This window comes from Rhizobium bangladeshense, assembly GCF_001662075.1.
Lineage (GTDB): Bacteria > Pseudomonadota > Alphaproteobacteria > Rhizobiales > Rhizobiaceae > Rhizobium > Rhizobium bangladeshense_B.
Genome location: NZ_LYPL01000001.1, coordinates 152306 through 176994, shown reverse-complemented (window position 1 = coordinate 176994; position 24689 = coordinate 152306). Strand labels below are relative to the sequence as shown.

The window sequence follows — 24689 nt, the reverse complement described above, 5'->3', positions numbered from 1 at the left end:
AGCGCCGCTCGGCGCAATGTCAGGCGGCGGTCGGCGGTGCGCGCGGCTGATGGGTCCTGAAATTTGAAGCATGAAGCGGAGCTTCGAATGCCGGGAGAGGGACGGCGCTGTTCCAGCCGGCGAAATCGAGAGCCGGGGCAGCGGCAAGGGCTGGCGACCCGGCGTCGTAGGCGGCCTGTTTCGGCGCAAGCTTGCGCTCGGCGGCAAGCACCCCGCGCATGGCATCGCGCGCGCTCAGTTGCGGCGGCTGCGGATCGCGGCCGGACGAGGAAAGCGTATTGACGGCGGTGGCCGGCGCAATGATGAGATTGCCGCCGAAAAGCAGGCCGAGATAGGCAAGGGCGGCGAAGAGCAGGGAAGCAGCGATACGGCTCGTCAGACGGCGCTGGTCCAGCTCCATCTCCTCCGTCCCGGCGATGTCACTCCCGTATCGGCTCAAAAGCGCGCCAATCTTTCATTCTCTTTCCGGCGGAGGGTCATCCGTCGCGACAATTGTATCAGGCCCATCACTGTCTTCATAGGCCACACTCTCATGATGCACTTGAGCGAGCCGGTCAACCATGCCCAGTGCGATTTCACGTTCGCCCATGATGACGGTGTCAGCGCCATAGTGCTTCAGCTCATCGACCTCGGCGTCGGAATGGGCGCGGGCGACGATGAGAATGGATGGATTGGCGCTGCGCGCCTGCTCGGCGATGCGGCAGGCTTCGAAGGCGTTCGGTATGGCGATGGCAATGCTGCGCGCCGCCGGCAGATTGGCGAGATCGAGCGTCTCCGTGGCCGCGGCATTGCCCATGAAAGCTTCGATGCCCTGCGCTTTCAGCTCGCCGACGCGCTTGTCGGAATCCTCGATGACGAGGAAGGGCGTGCCCGCCGATTTCAGGTTCTGCCCGACGATTCTGCCGACCCGCCCGTAACCGACGACAACGGCATGACCGTGGAGGCCGCTCGGATGCACCTCGTCATCTTCAGCCGGGGCTGTCTCCTCGGCCGGCGCAACCGCGGGCTCGGCCTGGCTCTCCTCGCGTCTTGCGCCCTCGAGCAGCGGGCGCATGCGGTCGCAGAGGAAGAACAGCAGCGGATTGAGGATGATCGAGATGATGGCGCCGGCCAGGATCAGGTCGCGGCCTTCCTCCGGCAACAGCCCGAGGTCGACGCCGAGGGCGGCGAGAATGAAAGAGAATTCGCCGATCTGGCCGAGGCTCGCCGAAATCGTCAGCGCTGTGCCGAGCGGCTTCTTGAAGGCGAGCACGATCAGCAAGGCGGCGACGGATTTGCCGATGACGATGATGAAGATGGTGGCGAGGATCGGCAGCGGCCTGTCGATCAGGATGTTCGGGTCAAACAGCATGCCGACCGAGACGAAGAACAGCACGGCGAAGGCATCGCGCAGCGGCAGGCTTTCCTGGGCGGCGCGATGACTGAGCTCGCTTTCGGCGAGCACCATGCCGGCGAAGAAGGCGCCGAGCGCCAGCGACACGCCGAAGAGCTTGGCCGCGCCGAAGGCGACGCCGAGCGCAATCGCCAGCACGCCGAGCCGGAAGAGCTCGCGCGAGCCGGTATGGGCGATGCGATGCATCATCCAGGGAATGAGCTTGCGGCCGAAGACCAGCATCAGCGCCACGAACAGCGCCACCTTCACCAGCGTCATGGCGATCATGCCGCCGATGCCGAGGTCGAGGCCGAACACGAGGTTCAGTCCGGCCGAGAGCGGCTCGGCGGGAGCGTGACCTTCACCGCCGATGCCGGCGGCCGCCGGGATCAGCACCAGGGCCAGTACCATGGCGAGGTCTTCGACGATTAGCCAACCGACGGCGATCCGGCCGCGCTCGGTCTCCACCAGCCGCCGCTCCTGCAGCGCCTTCAACAGCACGACGGTGGAGGCAACCGAAAGCGCCAGGCCGAATACCAGGCTGCCGCCGGTCGGCCACCCCATGAGGGCGCCGAGCCCCCAGCCGAGCAATGTAGCAAAGGCGATCTGTGCGATCGCGCCGGGCAGCGCGATGCCGCGCACCGACATCAGGTCTTTCAGCGAGAAATGCAGTCCGACGCCGAACATCAGCAGGATGACGCCGATTTCGGCAAGCTCCGGCGCAAGGTTCTGGTCGGCCACATAACCCGGCGTATGCGGCCCGACCAGCACGCCGGCGATGAGATAGCCGACGAGCGGCGGCATGCGCAGCCGATGCGCAAGTGCGCCGAAGATGAAAGCCAGCACGAGGCCGCCGACGATCGTCGAAATCAGGGGCGTATCGTGTGGCATCACTGTCTCCCGATCTGGAAATCCCGCGCTAAATATGACATATATGGTCTATATCAACCAATATGGGTGACTTGAAATCATGGGTCAAGGCGCAAAGGCGACAATTCTCACGCCCGCTCTCTGCCGCGCGGCGCGTGGCCTGCTCGACTGGACCCAGACCGACCTGGCCGAAAGGGCAGCCGTCTCGCGCAGCACCATCCGCGACTACGAGGGACGCCACCACGACATCCACCGTGCGACGGAGGCGCAGCTGCGCCTCGCCTTCGAAGAGGGCGGCGTCAGGTTCGTCGAAATCGAAGGCGCGGGCACCGGCCTCTGCCTTCCCGATCGGCCTAGTTAAACCGGACTCACGGCGCCAGGCAGGTGGCCGAGACTTTGTAGATGTAGAGCGTCTTGCCCTTGTAGTAGCCTGCAGCCGGCTGCCAGCTCTTCAGCACCTCGGGCGTTTCGGCCGCGCAGGCGAAGGGACCGTCCGTCAGGAAAAGCACCTGACTGGCGGTCCCGGCGGGCAGGGCGAATTCCTGCTCGTAATAGCTCTCCGGAAGGCCTGCCGGCGCCCGCGCATAGATCCTGTAGGATGCGTCGCGCAGCGTATAGAAAAGATCGGCGACCATGTCGCGGTTGTTGGTGACGATGATGTCGATGCCGGCCTGATCGGCGAGCGCTGCAGCCTCGCGGCTGACCTCGGCGCGGCCGAGATAACGCTTCATCAATTCGTCGCCGTTCGGCAGCAGCACCTGCTGCGGAAAGATCGTCGCCAGCGGAAAGAGCAGGCTTGCGACGCCGTTGATGGTGAGCGACAGCCTGAGCCCCTTCGGCCACAACCGATAAAGCAGCCAGACGGCGAGGATCGTCCCCGCGACATAGGCGGTCACGGCCCAGTTGGCATAGGCCTTGGCGACCGTCGCCTGCAGGGTGATGAGCGCCACCACCGGCATCGACAGCCAGACCAGCATCTTCTCGCGGTCGTCGCTCCGGCCCTTGATCATACGGTAGACGGCCCAGAGGATAGCGAAGAAGACGATCGGCCCGACGACGCCGAACTGCGCGGCGAAGAATTCAAGCCCGCGGCGGAAATTGATGCTGAGGTCGCTCCAATGGGCGATATCCTGCGTATGGCGCACCGTCGTATTGTCGTGCTGCAGGTTCCACCAGAGGTTCGGCAAGGCAACGACCGCCGCGACCGCGACTGCGATAATGAAATCCCGGATGGCGATGCGTGCCGCCGGAATGAGGAGCAGGGCGAGTGCGCCGCCCGGAACGACGAACAGCACGGCATATTTCGTCAGGAAGGCGAGGCCGACGCCGAGGCCCATGACGAGCGCCAGCCCGACCGAGCGCCGCTGCGTCAGGCCGAAATAGGCAAGGAGGGCGATGGCGATGAAGAACAGCAGGATGACGTCGGTCGAGAAGAACACCGAGGAAAGCGCCACGCCAGGCAGCGTGATATAGGTGGCTCCCGTCCAGCCTTCGATCTCCGGTCCGACGAAACGCTTTGCCACCTTCATCAGCACCAGGGCCGCCGCCATGTGGATCAATGGCCCGAGCAGCCTGATGAAGTAGATGGCGTTGGAGCCGGAAAGCTCGGTCATCGCCCGGATCACCCAGGCGATCATCGGCGGTTTGGAGTAATAGCCGAGATCGAGATTCTGCGCCCAGAACCAGTATTGCGCCTCATCGACGAAAAGGTCCGTCGCATCGAAATTGAGCGTGACGACGCGCCAGAGCGTGAAGCCGAAAACGATGAGAAGACCAGATCTGAGGGACATGAACTTAAGTGTTCCGCTGACATGAAAGGCGCGAGTGCGATTACACCAAAGGCGCCGGACTGCCAACGGGGAAGGGAAGTCAGAACACACGAAGCATGCGGATGTCGCGGTTTGCGGCGAGGGAGTCGAGCCGGGCGATGGCTGCAAGTACACCCATTGCGATCAAGCAGGAACCCAATCCGAGAACAATCATTGCTCTGTCCTTGTCGACGTCATGTCTTGGTTGTCGACCGGCATATAACACGGAGCTTGCGTGTGCCTTGTAGCAGGCGTGCAACTCTCTGGCAGTATTTCTCGCGAACTGCCTTGAATTGCTTCAAAAGCCGGCGCCTGGACAGGCTTATTAACCTTCAGGCAAGGAATTAACCATAAACATTGGGTTACACGTCGGAATGGGAAGATGCACTCGTTCCCACCAGGCATGACGCCGTACCGCCGTACCGGGTCGATCCGGTATCCATCTCTTCAGACAGCTCCGAAACATGGCTGATCAGGGGGTTTTGAGCCGCCGGTTGTACCGGAGGCCAGGGACCGTCTCCACGCTTTGCGTTCATCGGATGCAGCGAAAGTTTTAGCCGGGCATCCGCCTGGAAAGTGGGTTGGGACAGGCGTTGAGGCAGGACATGCCATCAGATCAGGCTCGTGGAGCGCAGGCAGGTAGCTTGCGCGACCGCCTGCGTTTTGCCCGTCTCGATGCCGATCAGTGCGAGCTGGTGCGTCGCAACCGGCCGGCCCTCGAGGCCTATCTGAAGGCCGGGCTGCGTGACCTCTTCCACCGGTTCCAGTCATTCCCCGACGCCTCGCGCAACTTCGAGAGCGAGCGCCAGGTCGAACGCCTGCATGATTTGCAGTCCTCGCATTGGGACGTGCTGACGGATGCCCGCTTCGACAGCCTATATGCCGAGCGCGTCAAGGTTCTCTCCGATACCGAAAACAAGATGGGTCTCGACCCGCGCTGGCACGTCGCCGGTCACGGCGTCATGCTTGAGCACGTCCTTTCCGGCCTCGCCGAGGAAATCGCCGGCCGGCCGCTGCTGCCGTCGGCCAAGCGCCGCACCCGCGAAATCTCCGAACTGATGACGGCGATCATCCGCATCGTCATGGTCGATGTGGAAATCGCCGTGTCGCTCCGCTTCAATGCGCTGCGCGCCGCCCAGCACCGCGCGCTTGCCGATCAGCGCGCCGATAATGAGGCCGAGATCGTCAGGATCTTCGGCGATGTCATTGAAGGCCTGGCCGCCCGCGATCTGACGCGGCGTGCTCCCGTCGATGCCGACGGCGCCTATGCCGGGATCGCCGCCACGCTGAACGGCGCCTTGGACGGTCTCCAGGCCGAATTCGCCGACATCACCGGACGCACCGTCAAGGCTGAAGCGGCAACGGCGTCGCTTGCCGACCTGTCGCGGCAGTTCGCCGGCACGGCGTCCGGCCAGGCCGACCGGCTGCAGCTTTCCGCCACCGCCCTTGCCGGCATTGCCGGCAGCGTGCGTGACGGCGCCGCCGACAGCCGCGCCGCCGAACAGGCGGCCGCATCGACGCGCGCCGCCGTCGAGGAAAGCGGCGAGGTCGTCGGCCGCGCCATCAGCGCCATGGCCGACATCGAGCAGTCGGCCGAAAAAATTGGCCAGATCATCGGCGCGATCGACGAGATCGCCTTCCAAACCAATCTTCTGGCGCTGAATGCCGGCATCGAGGCGGCGCGGGCCGGTGATTCCGGCCGCGGTTTTGCCGTCGTCGCCCAGGAAGTCCGGGCACTGGCTCAGCGCTCGGCCGAAGCCGCCCGCGAGATCAAGACGCTGGTGACGACCACCAAGGCGCAGGTCGACGCCGGCGTGCAAATGGTCGGCCGTACGCAGGATTCGATCGGCAGCATCGTGCGCCAGGTCACCGACATCAATGCCGCCATCTCAGGCATCGCCACAAGGACCGGCGAACATGCCGCAAGCCTCGACGGCGTGGTCGCGGACGTCAAGGGCCTGGGCGTCGAGGTGGCCGATAGCGCCGACCTTGCCGAGCGTTCGACGCAAGGCGCCGACCATCTCCACACCGTCATTCTCGAGCTCGGCCGCACGGTGCGCGAATTCCGCATCGCCCGCGAAAACGCCCATGCCGGCCGGCCGGCGCCGGTCCGCGTGGCGCCGTCGCGTGTCATCGACGCCGTCGCCCGCGCCGCCGCGGTCGAGGACGAATATGAAAATGACGATTTTGGCCTTCCCCAGTCGCTCGCAGGCGTCGGAGGTGGGCGGAATGTTTACTAACCTATCGGATTATCGCCTCAGCTCATCTTTTCGGGCCGGGGACAAGGGGACAAGGACAAGCTGATGGTAGCAAAGAAGAGTGGCAAGACGCTGAATTTGACAGCGGTGCTCGACCTCAACGAGGCTTCCGCCTTGCGTGAAAAACTCCTCTCGTTCAGGGGCAGCGGTCTTTCGATCGATGCATCCGGCGTTGAGCGGATCGGTGCTCTTTGCGCACAGGTCCTGATGTCCGCGGAGAAGACCTGGGCGCAGGACCAGCAGCCGTTCACCTTCTCCCAGGTGTCCGACGCATTTCAAAAAACCATGCAGCTGGTTGGCGTCAATATTGACCACCTGCTTGCCAAGGAGATTCGGCAATGAAGAAAAAAGTACTGACCGTGGATGATTCCCGCACCATCCGAAACATGCTGCTCGTGACGCTGAACAATGCCGGCTTCGAGACCATCCAGGCGGAAGACGGCGTCGAGGGTCTCGAGGTTCTCGAAGAGTCCAATCCTGACGTCATCGTCACCGACATCAACATGCCGCGCCTCGACGGTTTCGGCTTCATCGAAGGTGTCCGCCGCAACGAGAAATATCGGGCGATCCCGATCCTGGTCCTGACGACCGAGAGCGACGCGGAAAAGAAGAACCGCGCCCGCCAGGCCGGCGCCACGGGCTGGATCGTCAAGCCTTTCGACCCGGCCAAGCTGATCGATGCAATTGAGCGTGTAACCGCTTAAACCCAGGATTTGCTCCTATGGATATGAACGAAATCAAAGAGATCTTTTTCCAGGAGTGCGAGGAACAGCTCGCCGAGCTGGAATCCGGTCTTCTGAAAATGAACGATGGCGATCGCGATCCGGAAACCGTCAATGCGGTGTTCCGTGCCGTGCATTCGATCAAGGGGGGCGCCGGCGCCTTCGGCCTTGATGATCTGGTTGCCTTCGCCCATGTGTTCGAGACCACTCTCGATTGCGTTCGTTCCAACAAGCTCGAGCCGACTCAGGACGTCCTGAAGGTGATGCTGAAGTCGGCAGACGTGCTCGCCGACCTGACCAATGCCGCGCGCGACGGCGGCAGCGTCGATGAGAGCCGCAGCCGCGGCCTCGTCAAGGAGTTGGAAGCACTGGCCAACGGTGAATTGCCGTCTCCCTCGGTCGCCGCTGAGGCGCCTGCGCCCAAGGCCGCGGCAAAGGCTGCCCCGGCTGCTCCGGCGCCGACCCCCAAACCGACCGATGACAGCGGCTTCCAGCCGATCCCCTTTTCCTTCGACGATTTCGGCGGCGACGAGGCGGGCTCCGACCTGCCGGCCTATGAAGTCACCTTCAAGCCGCGTTACGAGCTCTATTCCAAGGGCAATGACGCCACCCTGCTGCTGCGCGATCTCTCGCGTCTCGGCGAGATGACCATCTATTGCAATATGGATGAGCTGCCGGGTCTCGAAGAGCTCGATCCGGAAGGCGCCTATTTCTTCTGGAACGTCACGATCAAGACGGACAAGGGCGAAGACGCCATCCGCACAGTCTTCGAATTCGCCGAATGGGATTGCGACCTGACGGTGAAGTCGGTCGAGGCAGCAAGCGCCGGCGCGGCCGGCAATGAGGAGCTGCCGATGGTGCCGGTTCCCTTCGACCTGTCGATCCTCGACGAGACCGACGCCATGGAACAGGTTTCCGCCGCGCGGTCCGAAGATGCGACGGCCGCCGTTGCCGCTGCCGAGACCGCGTCCAACGTCACGCAGATGGCGGCAGCCGCCGCCCGCGTCGAGAAGAAGGAATCGGCTGCTGCCGCGGCCGCCGCGGCAAATGCCGCCGCCCAGAACAATGCCGCCGGCGCCGGCCAGACGATCCGCGTCGATCTCGACCGCGTCGACCGCCTCATCAACCTCGTCGGCGAACTGGTCATCAACCAGGCGATGCTGTCGCAGAGCGTCATCGAGAACGACACGACCGGCACTTCCTCGATCAACATGGGCCTCGAGGAGCTGCAGCAGCTCACCCGCGAGATCCAGGACTCGGTCATGGCGATCCGCGCCCAGCCGGTGAAGCCGGTCTTCCAGCGCATGTCGCGTATCGTCCGCGAAATCGCCGACATGACCGGCAAGTCGATCCGCCTGATCACCGAAGGTGAAAACACCGAAGTCGACAAGACGGTCATCGACAAGCTCGCCGAGCCGCTGACCCACATGATCCGCAACGCCGTCGACCACGGCATCGAGACGCCGGAAAAGCGCGCGGCTGCCGGCAAGAACACCGAAGGCACGGTCCGCCTCACCGCCAAGCATCGTTCGGGCCGCATCCTGATCGAGCTTGCCGACGACGGCGCCGGCATCAACCGCGAGAAGGTTCGCCAGAAGGCGATCGACAACGACCTGATCCCGGCCGACGCCAATCTGTCGGACGAGGAAATCGACAACCTGATCTTCCTGCCGGGCTTCTCGACCGCCGACAAGATCTCCGATATCTCCGGCCGCGGCGTCGGTATGGACGTCGTCAAGCGTTCGATCCAGGCGCTCGGCGGCCGCATCAACATCACGTCGAAGCCGGGCCACGGCTCGGTCTTCACCATGAGCCTGCCGCTGACGCTCGCCGTCCTCGACGGCATGGTGGTCACCGTCGCCGGCCAGACGCTGGTCGTGCCGCTGACCGCGATCGTCGAAACCCTGCAGCCGGAAGCTGCCGCGATCCACTCCTTCGGCGCCAACCACCGGCTGATTTCGATCCGCAACTCTTTCTGCCCGCTGGTCGATGTCGGCCGCATCCTGAACTTCCGCGCGACCCAGGCCAATCCTGTCGAAGGCGTGGCGCTTCTGGTGGAATCCGAAGGCGGCGGCCAGCGCGCCCTGATGGTCGATGCCATCCAGGGGCAGCGTCAGGTGGTCATCAAGAGCCTGGAAGCCAACTACACCCACGTGCCGGGCATTGCCGCCGCCACTATCCTCGGCGACGGCCGCGTGGCTCTGATCCTCGATGTCGACGCGGTTGTCGGCGCATCGCGCGGCCAGTCGCTGAAAGCGGAAATGTCGTTAGCAGCGGTAGGGTAAGGCAATGTCGTACACCGTAAAAAATCTGAGCGAAGGGGACCGCGAGCTGATCGCGTTCCGTATCGGCGATCAGGAATTTTGCGTGAACATCATGTCGGTTCGCGAAATCCGGGGCTGGACCCCGGCGACCGCGATGCCCCACTCGCCTGCCTATATGCTTGGTGTCATCAACCTGCGCGGCGCAGTGCTGCCGATAATCGATCTTGCCGCCCGCCTCGGCATGAAGCCTGCCGATCCGACCGCCCGCCATGTCATCATCGTCGCCCAGGTCCGTCGCAAGGTCGTCGGCCTGCTGGTCGATGCCGTCTCCGACATTCTGACGGTGACCGACGAGATCGTTCAGCCGACACCGGAAATCTCCTCCGACCTCGAGCGCCAATTTGCCCGAGGCATTCTCGCCATCGACAAGCGCATGATCTGCCTGATCGAACTTGAAGCCCTCTTTTCCGAGACCGAAAGCGAAGCCGCATGAGTGCAATGGGTGCAAAGGATCAGAGGCAGGGAGCCGACGAAGTACTGGCGAGCGGAGAATATCCGCTGACACGCCGCGACCTCACGGAAATCGCCGCTATGATCTACTCGGATGCCGGCATCTTCCTCAACGAGACGAAGGCCTCGCTGGTCTATTCGCGTCTGTCGAAGCATATCCGCAATCTCGGCCTGTCCGGCTTCCGGGAATATTGCGAACTCGTCGCTTCGCCGGCGGGTGCGGCGGAGCGCCGCGAAATGCTGTCGCATCTGACGACCAACTTCACCCGCTTCTTCCGCGAAAACCATCATTTCGAGCATCTGCGCGATCATGTGCTGCCGGAGCTTCTGCAGCGGGCGAGAGCCGGCGGCAGGGTGCGCATCTGGTCGGCCGCTTCCTCCGACGGACAGGAGCCTTATTCGATCGCGCTCACCGTGCTGTCGCTGATGCCGAATGTCGCCGACTACGACTTCAAGATCCTGGCGACCGACATCGACCCGAAGATCCTGGCGATCGCCCGTGCCGGCGCCTATGACGAAACCGCGCTCGAAACCGTGTCGCCCGCCATGCGCAAGCAATGGTTCAGCGAAGTCGAGGTGCAGGGCCGCCGAAAATTTCAGGTCGACGACCGCGTTAAGCGGCTGATCACCTATAACGAGCTGAACCTGATGGCGCAGTGGCCGTTCAAGGGCAAGTTCGACGTCATCTTCTGCCGCAACGTCGTCATCTATTTCGACGAGCCGACGCAGATGAAGATCTGGCAGCGTTTCGCCGGCCTGCTGCCGGAAGGCGGCCATCTCTATATAGGCCATTCCGAGCGTGTGTCCGGCGAGGCGAAACACGTCTTCGACAATATCGGCATCACGACCTATCGCTACACGACCAAGGGTCTCGGGAGGAAGGCATGAGCGCGCCGGCAAGGGTTCTCGTTGTTGACGACTCGCCGACGATGCGCGGTCTGATCACCGCCGTTCTGAGTTCGGACCCCGAGGTCAACGTCATCGGCCAGGCCGGCGACGCGCTGGAAGCGCGCGAGGCGATCAAGCGGCTGAACCCCGACGTCGTGACGCTCGACATCGAGATGCCGAACATGAACGGCCTCGATTTCCTTGAAAAGATCATGACGCTGCGGCCGATGCCCGTCATCATGGTGTCGACGATGACCCATCGCGGCGCCGAGGCGACGCTTGCAGCACTTGAGATCGGAGCTTTCGATTGCGTCGGCAAGCCGGGTCCCGGCGAACCCAGGCCCTTCGGCGACCTCGCCGAGAAGGTCAAGGCCGCCGCCCGCACGCAGCGCCAGTTCTCCCAGCCGGCGGCTGCCGCCGCGCCGCCGCCCTCGGTCGCCGATTTCCGCGTCGGCCGCAAGATCGTCGCGATCGGCTCGTCGACGGGCGGCGTCGAGGCGCTGATTGCCGTGCTCCAGAAGTTCCCGGCCAATTGCCCGCCGACGGTCATCACCCAGCACATGCCGCCGACCTTCACCAAGAGCTTCGCCGAACGGCTGAACCGGCTTTGCGCGCCGGTGGTGCAGGAAGCGACCGACGGCGCCCGTCTCGAAATCGGCAAGATCTATCTGGCGCCCGGAGGCGAACGTCATCTCCAGGTCACCGGTGCTTCGGCGCCGTGCTGCCGCCTCGTCGACCGCCCCCCGGTCAACGGTCACCGCCCCTCGGTGGACGTCCTCTTTGATTCGGTTGCGGAACTGGCCGGCCGCAACGCCGTTGGCGTGATTCTGACCGGAATGGGCCGCGACGGCGCCGCCGGATTGTTGAAAATGCGTCACGCCGGCGCCAGAACCCTCGGCCAGAACGAAAAAACCTGTGTCGTTTACGGAATGCCAAGGGTTGCGCACGAACTTGGCGCCGTTGAGCAGCAGCTGCCACTGTCTGCCATCGGTGAGGAAATATTGAAAATGACAGCCGCCCGAAAGGAAGGGACCGAATAAAATGTCGATCGCGGAGAAAATCAAAGTTCTGATCGTCGATGATCAGGTAACAAGCCGGTTGCTGCTCAGCGACGCGCTGACACAGCTCGGTTTCAAGCAGATCACGTCGGCCGGCGACGGCGAACAGGGCATGAAGATCATGACCGAGCAGCCGCATCATCTGGTGATCTCGGACTTCAACATGCCGAAGATGGATGGCATCGGCTTCCTTCAGGCGGTGCGCACCAACCCGAACACCAAGAAGGCAGCCTTCATCATCCTCACCGCCCAGGGCGATCGCGCGCTGGTGCAGAAGGCCGCCCAGCTTGGCGCCAACAACGTGCTCGCCAAGCCGTTCACGATCGAGAAGATGAAAGCGGCCATCGAAGCCGTGTTTGGAGCCCTGAAATGATCACTGAGGGGGCAGCCCGCCGCGTGCACATCATTCAAGGCGAGTATAAGGTTCTGAGCGATCCGAATGCGGTCCTCTCGACCATTCTCGGCTCGTGCGTGGCTGCGTGCCTCAGAGACCCTGTCGCCGGCATCGGCGGCATGAACCACTTTCTGCTGCCCGGTTCGGCGACGTCGCCGACCTCAGGCGGGGATGCCACGCGCTACGGCGTGCATCTGATGGAATTGCTGATCAACGGTCTCCTGAAGCAGGGCGCCCGGCGCGACCGGCTGGAGGCAAAGATCTTCGGCGGCGCCAAGACGATCTCGACCTTTTCCAACGTCGGTGAGCAGAACGCGGCCTTTGCCATGCAGTTCCTGAGGGATGAAGGCATTCCGGTGGTCGGCTCCTCCACAGGTGGAGAGCACGGGCGCAAGCTCGAATATTGGCCGGTCTCCGGTCGTGCCCGGCAATATCCATTGACCGGCGCCGAAACCCAGAGAACCGTCGCTCTCGAGCAGCGTCCCGCCGCTCCGCAGAAGCCCGCCGAAACCAGTATCGAATTTTTTTGATGGCGAGGATTTTGATATGACATTTATCCCGGTAATGGAGCCGCCCGCGCCTGTGGAAGCGCTGAGCGACATCCTGATGCGCATCGTGTCCGAACTGCACGATGTCGCCTACCTGATCGAGCGCATCGAGCCGCAGCTCCTCGACCTCGGCGGCGCCGAAGTTTTGAATTCGCCTGACGCTATGAAGGTCATGCAGGGCATCGATCTGGCGGTGCAGAAATCGCGCGGCCTTGCCGAATTCATCGACACCATCACCGGCGAAATCCCGCTCGGCTGGACCGTCGACGTCGCAACCGCGCTGAGCCTCGTCAAGCTGGCGGAGATGCAGAAGGCGCTGGGTGGCGCCACCCGCCACGGCCATTCCCAGCCGCTGAGCAAGGCGGCCGGCGACTTCGATTTCTTCTAACGCGCGCACTCCTTCAGCGTCGCTTCTCCCGCCTTGGGCCTTCGTTTCACCGAGGTCGTTCTCGCAAAATCGCTGCATGACGGGCTTGAGCCTTTCGCTCTCGCGCGCTCCTCACGAAACGCTCGCACAAGTTTCGCCGATTATTCGTCTGATGAGGCAATAAGCCTGCTTTGTCTTTGACGGATCGTGCGAGAACAGAATGAATCTGTTAAATCAATTAGTTCAGATCTTTAAGAACTTTGGTGCCCTGGGCCGAACGCGCCTGATGATTCTGGGTGGCGTCGGCGCCGTTTCCATTGCAATCGTCCTTGCGGCAGCCCTTTTCGTCAACAAACCGGCACAGGAATCGCTCTACGTCGGTCTCGACGCTCCCGATCTCAACCAGATCAGCATGGCGCTTGCCGAAGCCAACATCAATTTCCAGGTCGGCACGGATGGCGCCAGCATCACCGTTCCGGCGGGCATGACGGGCAAGGCCCGCCTGATGCTTGCAGAGCGCGGCCTGCCGAACAGCGCCAATGCCGGTTACGAACTCTTCGACAATGTCGGCTCGCTCGGCCTGACCTCCTTCATGCAGGAAGTGACGCGGATTCGCGCGCTGGAAGGCGAAATCGCCCGCACCATCCAGTCGATCTCGGGCATAACCGCCGCGCGCGTCCATATCGTCATGCCGGAGGTCGGAAACTTCCGCAAGGCGGAGCAGAAACCGACGGCTTCCGTGATGATTCGCGCAAGCGCCGCCACCGGGCGCGGCGCTGCGACCTCGATCCGCCACCTCGTCGCCTCGGCCGTGCCGGGGCTCGACGTCGATGACGTGACAATCCTCGATTCCGCCGGCCAGCTGCTCGCGTCCGGCGACGAGGCGAGCAACAGCTCGCTGAACCGCTCTCTCAACATCGTCCAGAACGTTCAGCAGGAAGTCGAATCCAACATCGACAAGGCGCTGGCACCGTTCCTCGGTATGGACAACTTCCGCTCCAGCGTCACCGCCGACTTGAACACCGACGCCCAGCAGATCCAGGAAACGACCTACGACCCCGAATCCAAGGTTGAACGCTCGGTGCGCTCGACGAAGGAAGCCCAGCAGTCGCAGCAGAAGCAGTCCGACAACGCGACGACGGTCGAACAGAACATTCCGCAGGCAGCCCCCGACGCCGGCGGTGCCAGTGGCCCGGAATCGCAGGACAAGTCCGACAAGCGCGAAGAGCAGACCAACTACGAAATCAACAGCAGGACGACGGCGACGACCCGCAACAGCTATAAGGTCGAAAAGCTGTCGATCGCCGTGGTGGTCAACAAGGGTCGCATCGCCAAGATGGTCGGCGAGCCTGCCGATCAGGCCAAGGTCGACGCCTATCTCGCTGAAATGCAGAAGATCGTCGCTTCGGCCGCCGGCATCGACGCCAAGCGCGGCGACGTCGTCACCGTCACGGCCATGGACTTCCTCGAAAATCAACTGCTCGAAGACGCCACCGGCGGTGTCCGGGTCATGGACATGCTGAGCCGCAATCTTGCCGGCATCATCAACTCGCTCGCCTTCGTCGCGGTCGCCTTCGTGGTGGTCTGGATGGGCCTGCGTCCGCTGGTCCGCAGCGTCAGCGGCAACGGTGCAGGCGCGGTTCTCGGCGACGCTTCGCCGGAAGCGGCCGGCCTCGAGCTCCCGGACTTCGCGCCGGCGGCAGGAGCGCCCGGAGGCGCTCTCATGGACGGCTTCGGATCCGACTTCGGCTTCGACAGCACCGAGGATCTGCTCAGCCTCGGCGACGACGACGGCAACTTCAACCGCCGTGTCAAGGAAGGCCCGGAACGCAAGCTCGCCCGCATGGTCGAGATCAACGAGGAGCGCGCCGCGAAAATCCTCCGGAAATGGGCGATCGACGAGGCAGCATAAGAGAGGGCCGGGAAACCGGCCTTTTTCACGTTCGTGCCGGGCTTTCCCGTCAGGGGGCTGCCGGTTCCCGCAAAGGCCGGTAAGGCGCGTTCAGCGAGATGGATAAAGCTGCGGAGCTCACTCGCGTAAAACGCGAATCAAGTTGCGGTACAGCCAGAATCACCGTAGCCTCGACCATGTCTTGAGAGGCATGATCGGCATTCGAATCAGGGCATGGACGGCGGCGAAAGTAAATCCCTAGAAGTCGGAGATGGTACTTTACATCGGCTGGCTTACCCTTGGGTGATTCGAAATGGGATTCCCGCGGGACATGAATTGAATCCTTTACAGAAAAATTGCCGTTGCACCGAGTGTGATCGTTTCTCAGCCGCAGGACGTTGCCAATGGATATGAACGTATTTCAGGCGAGCAAAGGCGAGAGGCAGATGATCAATTTCGCAAGCGCAGTGGCGCCGGCTCTGTTGCCGCGCGATGAGCTGATCCAGCGGCTGCACAGTGTCGCCAGCACTGGCAGGTTGCAGTCCGGCTTGCGCGCCCTGACGGAATATGTCGGTGCCTCGCACTATCTTCTGGCGCGTTGTGATCTCATCCAGGAAAGCGGCCTCGATTTCGTCGTCTCCTCGGATTGGCCCTTCGACTTGGTCAAGGACATCGCCAACAATCTCGTCAGTGGCTATGCCCGCTCCACCGAGCTGGAAAAGTGCATGCAGGTCTTCCAGCCGAATTTTGCGCTGCTGCCCGAGAGCGCCGACGTGCCGGAGGGCGCCAGCCGCCAATATTGTTCATTAACCTTCAATGTCGGCCGCTCGCGGCTGGCCTTGATGTTCCTGTTCGGCGAAGGGTTCATCCTGTCGCCGGAGCGGCTGCGGGATGTCGGCCTGCTTGCCGGCTATGTCGCGAGCTTCCTGCGCTGCGGCGGCGCCAGGGTCGATCGCGATTTCGAATTAACCGACCGCGAGCTGGAATGCCTGTTCTGGATCGCCGAGGGCAAGACCAGCGACGAGATCGCGATGATCCTCGGAATCTCCCGCAACACAATCAACAACTACATCACCAGCGTCATGCGCAAGACGGCGACCAAGACCCGGTCGGAGGCCATTGCCTTCGCGGTCCGCAACAATCTCGTATAGGGGGATCCATGGGGCATCCATCAAGCAGGCTGATGAATGGCGCCGATCCGTTGCGGATGGTGCGGGTGAGCAGGATTTCCAGCCGGTCCGATCTTTTTCCGCGGCTGATCGCGATGCAGAAACTCGCCGATGCTCTGGGCTTTGCGATCTATCGCGTCAGCGGCTCCAGCCTGCCGGCAAAGCAGCGCCTCGTCTGCGAGCTCGAGAACTGGGGATCTTCCAATGCCGGTTTCGGCAAGGCGTTCACGGATGCCTATGGCGATATCCTTCTCGATCATATCGAGAAGTCGCTGCTGCCGCTTTCATGGGCCGGTGCTCACGACCGGGCGGCCCCCGGCCCGGCCGACTTCGCGCCGTTCATGACGCGCCTGAAGGACGGCATCCTGCCTTTTTCCGGCCTTGCCTTTCCGGTGCGGCTCGGCGCCGTCGGCAATGGCTTCATCCTGTTTACCGGCGATGATATCGATCTTTCGAGCGACATGATCGTCGAGCTGCACGGCCGCTGCTGCCATATCATGATGGACCTGCTCTCGCTCGACGAACGCCGCACGGGCGCCGCCGAGGCGCTGAGCGAGCGCGAGATCGCCTGTCTTCAGCTTGCCGGCGATGGTCGCATCAGCGAAGAGATCGCCGAAAAGCTCGGCCTATCCGTGCACACGGTCAACGCCTATCTCGGCTCGGCGACGATCAAGCTCGATTCCGTCAACCGCATCCAGGCGATCGCCAAGGCGATCCGGCTCGGCTACATCAGCTGAGGCAGCGCCTGCCGCCTTTCACGAAAGACGGCGCAAAGGCTTGATTGATTGAGGGCGATCAGCTGGCGAATGCGCGCGGTGGTTTCACGCTGTAGCGGGCTTGCCGAAGGCTCCTTTCCAGGAAGACGGTATTCTCGTCGGGGTCGGGAGAGGGATCCTGGAAGGCGATGTGATTGATTTCGATGCCGGCATGATCCTCGGCAAGGGTGAGCTGGGCATAGACGGTGACGCCGCGCGGCTTGATTTCCAGGTCGAGAACGACTTCCGGCTTGCCGCCCCATTCCAGCGTATAGTTTCCGCCCAGGCCGAAATTGACCGTGCCCGGATGAAAGAAAAGCTCCGCGGCCGAAGCGACGAGATCGGCCAGATTGCCGTAATACTCGAAGCGCAGCAGTGAAATAAGGTCAGAGGCATCCAGAAGGCGCAGTTCGGTGGCGACCGGGCTGATCGCGTCTGCGAGGATCTTTTCACGCTGGGCAGAGTGAGGGCATTTTTTCATTCGGCTTATCTTACCCGTTTGTTCTTGGCATCTGCGGCGTAGACCCTGTGTATGAGCTCCGCAACGGCCTTATAGAAGACTGACGGTATGACACTATCCACCGAGACTTGCGCAAACATGGAGCGCGCAAGCGGCGGATCTTCGAACACCGGGATGCCGTTCTGCTCGGCAATCTCCCTGATCTTCAGCGCAATGAGGTCCTGGCCCTTCGCCAGCACCACCGGGGCGTCGTTCTCCTCACGCGCGTAACGCAGCGCCACGGCGTAGTGCGTCGGGTTGGCGATGACGAGCGTTGCGCGGTGCACGTTGGCGATCATGCGCCGGCGCGCGCGGTCGCGCATCAGCGAGCGCTGCCGGCTTTTGACAAAGGGATCCCCCTGCGCCTGCTTGTTTTCTTCCTTCACTTCGTGGCGCGTCATCTTGAGTTCGGTGAACCAGTGATGGCGCGTCCAGAAGAAATCGGCGATCGCCACGATTGCGGTGGCGATCAGCATGACGACGATGATCTTGCGCATCGCCGTCATCATCCTGACGAGGATCGTCTGCGGATCGGAGAACATCGCGTCGATCGAGCCGAAATATTCGCTCCTCAGCACGAAGAACAGAATCACTCCGACGACGACGACCTTGAACAGTGACTTTCCGAACTCGACGAGGCCGGGCAGGCTGAAGAGCCGTGACCAGCCCTTGATCGGCGAGATGCGCGAGGCCTGCGGCCTGATGCGTTCCAGAACAGGCGTCGGCAGATTCTGGAAGATCGACGAGGCGACCCCGAACACCATGAGCAGGATGAAGGCAGGCGCCAGCAGCGCAGCGATTGCCCAGCCGAGCCGCACGAAGAGCGCCAGGACATCCGGCCCCGTTTCGATCTTCCATTGATCGGGCTGCTCGAAGATATCGCGCAGCATTTCGCTCATGCGCCCGACGCTTTCGGGAAGGAAGAACACCAGATAGATGAAGGTGGCAAGGATGGTCGCGAAGATCGACAGCTCGCGCGAAAACGGCACATTTCCCTTTTCCGCGGCATCGCTTTGCTTTTTCGCGGTCGGGGCTTCTGTTTTGCTGTCCTTGTCATCATCTGCCAAGTCGCGGCCCTCCGTCAAAGAAACAGGCCGCAGCGAATGCATGCCACCCAAGGGCAGCGGTTTTGGGATGACGACATGCACCAAAACAAAGAGCTGTAGCGGGTCGCGAAAACCGGGTTTTCTGCGACAGCTATAGAGCGCGGCCTATCGATGAAGGGTAGTCGCCTGTTGCACGGTGATCAACAGCCGCCTTTTGGGCGGCCGGATTTGTCAACAGTCTCGCAAGATTAGGCCGCTGCCGAAGCGTCGCCTTCCTTCTCCTTCAGCTCGATCTGACCTGCGTTGGCCAGGCGAATCGCTTCCTGTGCCACGGCGCGCCGGGCAATGGCGATCTCGCGCGGATTGACCCCGCCCATGCCGCTCTGCAGATCCGATTCGATCATGCGGCGCTGGCGCGGGCTGATGGCGGAGAGCACCGATTCGCGGATCTCGGCCGGCGAGCCGCGCAGCGCGACGGTGAGCACGTCGGTCGAAATGTCGTTGAGCAGCAGGACGCGGCTGCGCTGCGGCATATACATCAGGTCCTCGAAGAGGAAGATCTTCGGCCGAACCTTGTTGACCGATTCGCGGCTGATCGATTCGAGCGAGGTGAGCAGCGTGTCGACCTGCGGCTTGTCCAGTTCGTTCATGAGATCGGCGACCTTCGTCGAGCCGGCTGCGTTGCGTTCCGCCTCGACCTCGGCAAGCAGCGTTACCACCTGGTTTTCGATGATCTGCGCAGCCTTCGGGCTGACGGTCTTCATGTTGACCGTGCGGTTCATGATGTCGGCGCGACGGTTGTCGGGAAGCTGCAGCAGCACCTTGGCGCCGAAGGAGGAGGGCATCATCGAAAGGATATAGGCGACGGTCTGCGGATGTTCGCGCAGCAGGAACTGCGCGACGAATGCCGGCTCCGCCTCGCTGAGGCGATCCCAGATCGAGGTCTCGTAGGCCTGGAAGGCCGTGCGGCGGCCGAGCAGGCTGTCAACCTCGTCCGGCGTCAGGCCTTCTTCCAGAATGGCCTCGATCGCCTTGGCATTGTCCATCAGTCCGGCGCCCTCGGTGAAGAGATCCTCGAACTCGGAGACGAGCGATAGCAGTTCGTCCGGCGGAATGGCGCGCAGCGACTGGGCAGATGCGATAATGGTCTGCAGCTCGGCCTGGGTGAAATATTTCAACAGCCGGCCGGCGACGCCCTTTCCCATGGCGAGAAGGACTGCTGCCGCTTTTTCAGCCTGGGTCAACGGTTTCCCGGCTAGCGCGCCGCCGAAATCGTCAAAGTCCATCATGGTCTAACCTCTCCGTCCCCACAGGGATCAGGCTTTTTTTGTACTCAAAACTTCTATCAGTTTCACGCCGAATCGGGTGTCGTCGTTATCAAGCACCGTGATCTCGCCGCGTGCAATCCTGCGGCCGTTCACCATGATCTCGACAGGTTCGCCGATTTTCTTGTCGAGAGCGATCGTCGCCCCTTCGTTGAGGTTCATCAGACCGGAGACCTGCATCCGGCTGGTGCCGAGCATGATCTGGACGTCGATCGGAATGTCCATGATCAATTCGAAGTTCGAAGTCAGCGCGCTGCCGAGCGGCGCCGGCGCCGCCTCGAACGAAGAGCTGCTGCCGAAATCCATGCCTGCGGCCGGGCTGGCATTGCCAGCGCCGAAATCGCCGCCGAAATCGTCGCCGCCGAAAGGGGAATCCGAAATCTCGCCGCCAAAGGCGGCCAGATCCGTTCCCGCTCCGAAGGCATCATTCTCCAGGTCGCCGCCAAACTGCGACAGGTCGCCATCGGCATCCTGCTTCAGAACGCCGCGCAGATCGTCGATCGCCTGGTCGAGATCCGCTTCGCTGCCCGGCACATCCAGGGAGAGGTCACTGTTCTGCTGTGTTTTCTTCGTAGCCATGAAATCACTATTCCAGTTGAAACTTGCCTCAAACTGCCTTTGCAGCCCAAAAGCCAGAGAACCGACTAATTCATTAAATGACGGATGAGTTCGTCATCCGAGTTCATCGTATCCTTGACGCGGACCATGTAGTTTTCGCCTGACCGCCCGAACTCGCAGATATACAATTCCTTGCTGTTGGCGCTGACTTCGACCCGCACATCGCTGGTGTCGCGGAAGGGGATGACGTCGCCGACCATCAGCTTCGATATCGTACGCAGCGTCAGGTCCTGCAGCCTGATCCTGGCCTCGAGCGTGACATGCGAGCGGCGGACCTGATCGCCGAGCTGTTCGGTCCATTCCGGAGAGGCGCCGCCGGCCTGACGCTTCGGCTTCGGCGACGTCACCTTGGTCTTCAGCAGCGCCGTTTGCGGAACGATCAACGAGAATTCCGAAACGATGCCGGCCAGCGTGATCGACATGTTGATGGCGGCGGCGAATTCGTCCGGCTTGTCTTCCGCCGGCCGGGGGCGCGTGTCATGGGCGTGCGGGGCCGAAAGGCTCGGTTCGAAACCGCCCGGCGCGTTGACCGCCGAGCGCAGCACTTTGGCGATCTTGTCGAACACCATGACCGCCAGATCGAGTTCGATGATCGAGAGCAGCCGATCGGCCGGTTCCTCGATCGTATCGGCGGTGGCGCCGAGCAGGTGCTCCATCAGCGTGATGACGAAACCATTGCCGCAGGCAAGCGTGATGTTCTGCGACCAGTTGCGCAAGGTCGCATCGACGAGGGTGACGTTGGCGCTGAGGTCATCGATCAGGTGGTTCTTGTAGCCGATCTCGCAGCCGAGATAATTGACCGTCACATCGAGGCCGGTCTCGCTTTTGATGACATCGGGAAAGAACTCGCTGTAGACCTCTCCGAAGGCGCTGCAGATCTTGGACACGCGGCCTCTGTCGCCAAGCCCGCCTGTCAGCTTGGCGATAAGGGCAGGATCCATTGCCGGTTTGTCATGCGAAGCATCGCTCATGGTCATTTAAGCCGCCTTGTTTTCGCCGCCTGGGTTCATCATTTCCTGTTCGACGGCGTCGATAGACGGACGCTCGTAGGCCGAGATCGTCTTGCGGCCGTATTCGAGAGCGACTTGCGGCACCGAACCGTTCATATAGGCAAGCAGCGTCTGCTTGACGATGACGTAGAGGCGATGCTGCTTGCTGCGCACGATCTTGATCTGGGAGACTAGCGGCGAGCAGAGGCAGTAGGACAAGAGGATGCCGAGAAAGGTGCCGACGAGCGCCGAGCCGATCAGGTGGCCGAGCACTTCGGGCGATTCGTTGATCGCAGCCATCGCCTTGATGACGCCGAGAACCGCCGCGACGATACCGATCGCCGGGAAGGAATCGCCCATGATCTGAATGGCGTGGTAGGGCTTCATCTTGTCGTGCATGATGGTGTTGAGCTCTTCGTCCATCAGCGCCTCGATTTCGTGGCTGCGGGCGTTGCCGATGATGATCAGGCGGACGTAATCGCAGATGAACGCCGTCAGTTCCTTGTTTTTCAGAACGGTCGGAGCCTGCTGGAAGATCGTCGATTCGGCCGGATTGTCGATGTGGGCTTCGATTTCGTTTCGCGACTTGGTGCGCAGATCGCGCATCAGCGAATAGAGCACGCCGAGCGTGTCGAGGTAATTGCGTTCTTTCGGCACGGCGTGCTTGAAGGCTTCGCCGAGCGCCTTGCCGGAATCCTTCACCACCTTCATCGGATTGGCCATGATGAAGCTGCCGAGGCCTGCGCCGCCGATGATGACGAACTCGAAGGGCTGGAATAGAGCGTCCACATGGCCGCCCATCGCCATGAAGCCGCCGATGACGCAGCCGCAAGTCACTATAAATCCGATAATGATGTTCATCGTCAGCCCAATCTGAACGTTGCTTTTCTTTGAGACCGATAGGGTTTCTGCCTTGCGTGAGGCTGATGAAAGGGCCCCTCACGAGGCATTTCCGCGTGCCAGCTTCGCGCAAGCATCTGCCGTCAGGCTAGAGGAGACGAATGGGTGTCTGCACCCGTTTCTGAGATGCCGCCTCAGCGAATCCGGCCGAACCAGATCAAACGCCGCCCGGCTTTTCGTTCCGTTCATCGCCAATGCTTGGAGCTTCCCGATATGCAATCCGGTCTTTACGTTTCTCTGTCGTCGCAGATGGCGCTTGAAAAGCGCCTGAGCACCATCGCGGACAACATGGCGAACGTGAACACGACGGGTTTTCGCGCGACCGAGGTGAAGTTCGACGAGATGGTGACGAACACCAAGAACAAGCTGAACACCAAGGTCGCCTTCGTCTCGCAGGGCAACGACTATCTGAACGAGCAAAGCGGCGAGCTGCAGCATACCGGCAACATGCTGGATTTCGCCATCAAGGGCGATGCCTGGTTCGGGCTCGACACGCCGGCCGGTCGCGTGCTGACGCGGGACGGCCGTTTCACGATCCGGGAAACGGGCGAACTCGTCTCTGTCCGTGGGTATCCGGTTCTCGACGCCGGCGGCGCGCCGATCCAGCTCGACACGAAAGGCGGCGAGCCGGCTGTCGGCACCGACGGCATCATCTATCAGGCCGGCCGACAGGTCGGTTCGCTGGGGCTGTTCGAGGCCGATATCAGCAAGGGTTACCTGCGCTACGAAAACAGCGGCATCATGACCACCGACCAGCCGCGCGCCGTCGTCGACCGCTTCAATGTCGGCGTCGAGCAGGGATACCTGGAAAATTCCAACGTCAACGCCATGCGCGAGATCACTCAGCTGATCGAAGTCAACCGCGCCTTTGAAAGCATCTCGTCGCTGATGCGCGACAGCGAGGATTCGTTCAAGGAAGCCGTTCAGACGCTTGGAGGCAGCCGCTAATGCATGACGCCCAAAAGTGTGCAGCGGTTTCGGGGAGACGACATGCATAGGAACAAAGACCGAAAATGCGTCGCATTTTCGGGTGGGATTGAAGCATGAGAACGCTCCTGTCCGTGGACGGCCTTTCCCCGAAGCTGGCGCATCTGGCGGGTCTCGTCGAGCAATATGCATCGCCGGAGTTCGCGGTCGCCCATGGCGGTCGCGTGCAGACCATTGCCGCTGGCCACTACACCGTTCGCGGTCTTTCCCGCCATGTTCGTCTCGGCGAGTTCGTGGCGCATAAATCCGCCTCCGGGGTCCATCTCGGCGAGGTCGTTCGAGTCGAGCCGGAGCTGATCTACGTCTGCCCGATCGAACCCGGCGAGCCGATCGGCATCCATGATACCGTCATCCGCAAGGGCGCCTTCCGCATTTCGCCGTCCGACAGCTGGTGCGGGCGCACCATCAACTCGCTTTGCGAGCCGATCGATGGGCTCGGTCCGATCGTCGAAGGCCTCGATCGCCGCTCGATCTCCAATACTGCGCCGCCGTCGATGACCCGCCAGCGGGTCGGGACCGGATTCAAGACCGGCGTGCGCGCCATCGATATCTTCTCGCCGCTCTGCCTTGGACAGCGCCTCGGCATTTTCGCCGGATCTGGCGTCGGCAAGTCGACGCTTCTGTCCATGCTCGCCCGTGCCGATGCCTTCGACAAGGTTGTCATCGCGCTCGTCGGCGAACGCGGCCGCGAGGTGCGCGAATTCATCGAGGATACACTCGGCAGCAATATGAAGAAGGCGATCGCCGTCGTCGCGACCAGCGACGAGAGCCCGATGCTGCGCAAGATGGCGCCGCTGACTGCGATCACCATTGCCGAGCATTTCCGCGACAAGGGTGAGAACGTCCTCTTCATTGTCGACAGCGTCACCCGTTTCGCCCACGCGATCCGCGAGGTGGCGACCGCCTCCGGCGAGCCGCCGATCGCGCGCGGCTATCCCGCGTCGGTCTTCACCGAACTGCCGCGCCTGCTCGAACGCGCCGGTCCGGGCCCAGAGGGCGCCGGCACGATCACCGCGATCATCTCGATCCTCGTCGACGGCGACAACCACAACGACCCAATCGCCGATTCGACGCGCGGCATACTCGACGGCCATATCGTCCTGCAGCGCAGCCTCGCCGAAGAAGGGCGTTATCCGCCGATCGATCCGCTCGCCTCGATCTCGCGTCTTGCTCGCAAGGCCTGGACGCCGGACCAGGAAAAGTTGGTGTCGCGGCTGAAAGTGTTGATCCACCGCTTCGAGGAAACGCGAGACCTGCGCCTGATCGGCGGTTACCGCCAGGGCGCCGATCCCGATCTCGACATGGCGGTCAAGCAGGTCCCCATCATTTACGACGTCCTGAAACAGGCGCCGGGCGATCGTCAGTCGGTCGACGCCTTTGCCGATCTCGCCGGCGCGCTGAAGGCCGCAGCCGGCATGGGCAATCCGGGCGCACCCATCCAGAGGAGATAG

At 62.3% G+C, this 24689-nt stretch carries 25 protein-coding genes; 16 read left to right on the top strand and 9 right to left on the bottom strand.

Annotated features, from left to right (window positions below; all coding sequences use genetic code 11):
- Positions 1-19: 19 nt before the first annotated feature.
- On the bottom strand, positions 20-400 hold the full coding sequence (locus tag A7X77_RS00850; RefSeq protein WP_064681157.1) for a hypothetical protein: 381 nt from the start codon (positions 398-400) through the stop codon (positions 20-22).
- A gap of 54 nt (positions 401-454) precedes the next feature.
- A complete protein-coding gene (gene ybaL / locus A7X77_RS00845; RefSeq protein ID WP_064681156.1) occupies positions 455-2263 on the bottom strand; it encodes a YbaL family putative K(+) efflux transporter in 1809 nt (602 codons plus the stop codon).
- 79 nt (positions 2264-2342) lie between these two features.
- Between ybaL and A7X77_RS00840 the strand changes: the two genes are divergently transcribed.
- The gene (locus A7X77_RS00840) at positions 2343-2603 is read left to right on the top strand and encodes a helix-turn-helix transcriptional regulator (protein WP_064681155.1); all 261 of its coding nucleotides are present in this window, start codon (positions 2343-2345) and stop codon (positions 2601-2603) included.
- Positions 2604-2610: 7 nt separating this feature from the next.
- Here A7X77_RS00840 and A7X77_RS00835 read toward each other — a convergent pair whose 3' ends face one another.
- The gene (locus A7X77_RS00835; RefSeq protein WP_064681154.1) at positions 2611-4032 is read right to left on the bottom strand and encodes an ArnT family glycosyltransferase; all 1422 of its coding nucleotides are present in this window, start codon (positions 4030-4032) and stop codon (positions 2611-2613) included.
- 623 nt (positions 4033-4655) lie between these two features.
- Here A7X77_RS00835 and A7X77_RS00830 point away from each other — a divergent pair.
- From A7X77_RS00830 to visR, 13 genes are all read left to right on the top strand, one after another.
- Entirely contained in the window at positions 4656-6290 is a 1635-nt protein-coding gene (locus tag A7X77_RS00830) for a globin-coupled sensor protein (RefSeq protein ID WP_064681153.1), read from the top strand.
- 63 nt (positions 6291-6353) lie between these two features.
- Positions 6354-6650, top strand: a complete 297-nt coding sequence (locus tag A7X77_RS00825) for an STAS domain-containing protein (RefSeq protein WP_064681152.1) — start codon at positions 6354-6356, stop codon at positions 6648-6650.
- Positions 6647-7012, top strand: a complete 366-nt coding sequence (cheY1, locus tag A7X77_RS00820; protein WP_003570362.1) for a chemotaxis response regulator CheY1 — start codon at positions 6647-6649, stop codon at positions 7010-7012. Before A7X77_RS00825 ends, cheY1 begins: the two co-directional genes overlap by 4 nt.
- A 17-nt stretch (positions 7013-7029) precedes the next feature.
- Positions 7030-9315 carry a chemotaxis protein CheA gene (locus tag A7X77_RS00815; protein ID WP_064681151.1) on the top strand — a complete coding sequence of 762 codons (2286 nt, stop codon included), beginning with the start codon at positions 7030-7032 and terminating at the stop codon, positions 9313-9315.
- A 4-nt stretch (positions 9316-9319) separates the two neighbouring features.
- Positions 9320-9787, top strand: coding sequence for a chemotaxis protein CheW (locus tag A7X77_RS00810; protein WP_064681150.1), 468 nt, complete (start codon positions 9320-9322; stop codon positions 9785-9787).
- Complete coding sequence (gene cheR / locus A7X77_RS00805) at positions 9784-10692, top strand: protein-glutamate O-methyltransferase CheR (RefSeq protein WP_064681149.1); 909 nt, start codon at positions 9784-9786, stop codon at positions 10690-10692. The genes A7X77_RS00810 and cheR overlap by 4 nt, the downstream gene beginning before the upstream one ends.
- Positions 10689-11732: a protein-glutamate O-methylesterase CheB gene (gene cheB / locus A7X77_RS00800; RefSeq protein ID WP_064681148.1), complete on the top strand. Its 1044-nt coding sequence runs from the start codon at positions 10689-10691 to the stop codon at positions 11730-11732. The genes cheR and cheB overlap by 4 nt, the downstream gene beginning before the upstream one ends.
- Position 11733: 1 nt before the next feature.
- Entirely contained in the window at positions 11734-12123 is a 390-nt protein-coding gene (locus A7X77_RS00795; protein WP_004672258.1) for a response regulator, read from the top strand.
- Positions 12120-12674: a chemoreceptor glutamine deamidase CheD gene (gene cheD / locus A7X77_RS00790; RefSeq protein ID WP_064681147.1), complete on the top strand. Its 555-nt coding sequence runs from the start codon at positions 12120-12122 to the stop codon at positions 12672-12674. The genes A7X77_RS00795 and cheD overlap by 4 nt, the downstream gene beginning before the upstream one ends.
- 16 nt (positions 12675-12690) lie before the next feature.
- A complete protein-coding gene (cheT, locus tag A7X77_RS00785; RefSeq protein ID WP_064681146.1) occupies positions 12691-13080 on the top strand; it encodes a chemotaxis protein CheT in 390 nt (129 codons plus the stop codon).
- Positions 13081-13279: 199 nt separating this feature from the next.
- Positions 13280-14971 carry a flagellar basal-body MS-ring/collar protein FliF gene (fliF, locus tag A7X77_RS00780; protein ID WP_064681145.1) on the top strand — a complete coding sequence of 564 codons (1692 nt, stop codon included), beginning with the start codon at positions 13280-13282 and terminating at the stop codon, positions 14969-14971.
- Positions 14972-15354: 383 nt separating this feature from the next.
- Positions 15355-16101, top strand: a complete 747-nt coding sequence (visN, locus tag A7X77_RS00775; protein WP_064681144.1) for a transcriptional regulator VisN — start codon at positions 15355-15357, stop codon at positions 16099-16101.
- Positions 16102-16109: 8 nt separating this feature from the next.
- Positions 16110-16856: a transcriptional regulator VisR gene (gene visR, locus A7X77_RS00770; RefSeq protein ID WP_064681143.1), complete on the top strand. Its 747-nt coding sequence runs from the start codon at positions 16110-16112 to the stop codon at positions 16854-16856.
- A gap of 58 nt (positions 16857-16914) precedes the next feature.
- Here the strand turns inward: visR and A7X77_RS00765 are convergent, their stop codons facing one another.
- From A7X77_RS00765 to motA, 6 genes are all read right to left on the bottom strand, one after another.
- Positions 16915-17355, bottom strand: a complete 441-nt coding sequence (locus A7X77_RS00765; protein ID WP_010030050.1) for a hypothetical protein — start codon at positions 17353-17355, stop codon at positions 16915-16917.
- A gap of 5 nt (positions 17356-17360) precedes the next feature.
- Complete coding sequence (gene flhB / locus A7X77_RS00760; protein WP_064681663.1) at positions 17361-18440, bottom strand: flagellar biosynthesis protein FlhB; 1080 nt, start codon at positions 18438-18440, stop codon at positions 17361-17363.
- 227 nt (positions 18441-18667) lie between these two features.
- Positions 18668-19708 (bottom strand): flagellar motor switch protein FliG, encoded by a 1041-nt coding sequence (fliG, locus tag A7X77_RS00755; protein WP_064681142.1) that lies wholly within the window; start codon positions 19706-19708, stop codon positions 18668-18670.
- A gap of 27 nt (positions 19709-19735) precedes the next feature.
- Positions 19736-20323, bottom strand: coding sequence for a flagellar motor switch protein FliN (gene fliN / locus A7X77_RS00750; RefSeq protein WP_064681141.1), 588 nt, complete (start codon positions 20321-20323; stop codon positions 19736-19738).
- A gap of 65 nt (positions 20324-20388) precedes the next feature.
- Positions 20389-21339: a FliM/FliN family flagellar motor switch protein gene (locus A7X77_RS00745; protein WP_064681140.1), complete on the bottom strand. Its 951-nt coding sequence runs from the start codon at positions 21337-21339 to the stop codon at positions 20389-20391.
- Positions 21340-22212, bottom strand: a complete 873-nt coding sequence (gene motA, locus A7X77_RS00740) for a flagellar motor stator protein MotA (protein WP_064681139.1) — start codon at positions 22210-22212, stop codon at positions 21340-21342. It abuts the gene before it with no gap.
- 252 nt (positions 22213-22464) lie between these two features.
- Here motA and flgF point away from each other — a divergent pair, with 252 nt between their 5' ends.
- Together flgF and fliI are read left to right on the top strand one after the other, a co-directional pair.
- On the top strand, positions 22465-23199 hold the full coding sequence (gene flgF / locus A7X77_RS00735) for a flagellar basal-body rod protein FlgF (protein WP_064681662.1): 735 nt from the start codon (positions 22465-22467) through the stop codon (positions 23197-23199).
- Between the two features lie 95 nt (positions 23200-23294).
- Complete coding sequence (gene fliI / locus A7X77_RS00730) at positions 23295-24689, top strand: flagellar protein export ATPase FliI (RefSeq protein ID WP_064681138.1); 1395 nt, start codon at positions 23295-23297, stop codon at positions 24687-24689.

Bases quoted from the DNA above. Each gene is read 5' to 3' on its own strand.
- A7X77_RS00825 (WP_064681152.1), top strand. From the start codon at position 6,354: ATGGTAGCAAAGAAGAGTGGCAAGACGCTGAATTTGACAGCGGTGCTC.
- cheT (WP_064681146.1), top strand. From the start codon at position 12,691: ATGACATTTATCCCGGTAATGGAGCCGCCCGCGCCTGTGGAAGCGCTG.
- fliN (WP_064681141.1), bottom strand. From the start codon at position 20,323: ATGGCTACGAAGAAAACACAGCAGAACAGTGACCTCTCCCTGGATGTG.
- A7X77_RS00810 (WP_064681150.1), top strand. From the start codon at position 9,320: ATGTCGTACACCGTAAAAAATCTGAGCGAAGGGGACCGCGAGCTGATC.
- A7X77_RS00745 (WP_064681140.1), bottom strand. From the start codon at position 21,339: ATGACCATGAGCGATGCTTCGCATGACAAACCGGCAATGGATCCTGCC.
- A7X77_RS00835 (WP_064681154.1), bottom strand. From the start codon at position 4,032: ATGTCCCTCAGATCTGGTCTTCTCATCGTTTTCGGCTTCACGCTCTGG.
- cheD (WP_064681147.1), top strand. From the start codon at position 12,120: ATGATCACTGAGGGGGCAGCCCGCCGCGTGCACATCATTCAAGGCGAG.
- fliI (WP_064681138.1), top strand. From the start codon at position 23,295: ATGAGAACGCTCCTGTCCGTGGACGGCCTTTCCCCGAAGCTGGCGCAT.
- A7X77_RS00795 (WP_004672258.1), top strand. From the start codon at position 11,734: ATGTCGATCGCGGAGAAAATCAAAGTTCTGATCGTCGATGATCAGGTA.
- flgF (WP_064681662.1), top strand. From the start codon at position 22,465: ATGCAATCCGGTCTTTACGTTTCTCTGTCGTCGCAGATGGCGCTTGAA.
- fliF (WP_064681145.1), top strand. From the start codon at position 13,280: ATGAATCTGTTAAATCAATTAGTTCAGATCTTTAAGAACTTTGGTGCC.
- cheR (WP_064681149.1), top strand. From the start codon at position 9,784: ATGAGTGCAATGGGTGCAAAGGATCAGAGGCAGGGAGCCGACGAAGTA.
- visN (WP_064681144.1), top strand. From the start codon at position 15,355: ATGGATATGAACGTATTTCAGGCGAGCAAAGGCGAGAGGCAGATGATC.
- ybaL (WP_064681156.1), bottom strand. From the start codon at position 2,263: ATGCCACACGATACGCCCCTGATTTCGACGATCGTCGGCGGCCTCGTG.
- A7X77_RS00840 (WP_064681155.1), top strand. From the start codon at position 2,343: ATGGGTCAAGGCGCAAAGGCGACAATTCTCACGCCCGCTCTCTGCCGC.
- cheB (WP_064681148.1), top strand. From the start codon at position 10,689: ATGAGCGCGCCGGCAAGGGTTCTCGTTGTTGACGACTCGCCGACGATG.
- A7X77_RS00765 (WP_010030050.1), bottom strand. From the start codon at position 17,355: ATGAAAAAATGCCCTCACTCTGCCCAGCGTGAAAAGATCCTCGCAGAC.
- A7X77_RS00815 (WP_064681151.1), top strand. From the start codon at position 7,030: ATGGATATGAACGAAATCAAAGAGATCTTTTTCCAGGAGTGCGAGGAA.
- fliG (WP_064681142.1), bottom strand. From the start codon at position 19,708: ATGATGGACTTTGACGATTTCGGCGGCGCGCTAGCCGGGAAACCGTTG.
- motA (WP_064681139.1), bottom strand. From the start codon at position 22,212: ATGAACATCATTATCGGATTTATAGTGACTTGCGGCTGCGTCATCGGC.
- A7X77_RS00850 (WP_064681157.1), bottom strand. From the start codon at position 400: ATGGAGCTGGACCAGCGCCGTCTGACGAGCCGTATCGCTGCTTCCCTG.
- visR (WP_064681143.1), top strand. From the start codon at position 16,110: ATGGGGCATCCATCAAGCAGGCTGATGAATGGCGCCGATCCGTTGCGG.
- cheY1 (WP_003570362.1), top strand. From the start codon at position 6,647: ATGAAGAAAAAAGTACTGACCGTGGATGATTCCCGCACCATCCGAAAC.
- A7X77_RS00830 (WP_064681153.1), top strand. From the start codon at position 4,656: ATGCCATCAGATCAGGCTCGTGGAGCGCAGGCAGGTAGCTTGCGCGAC.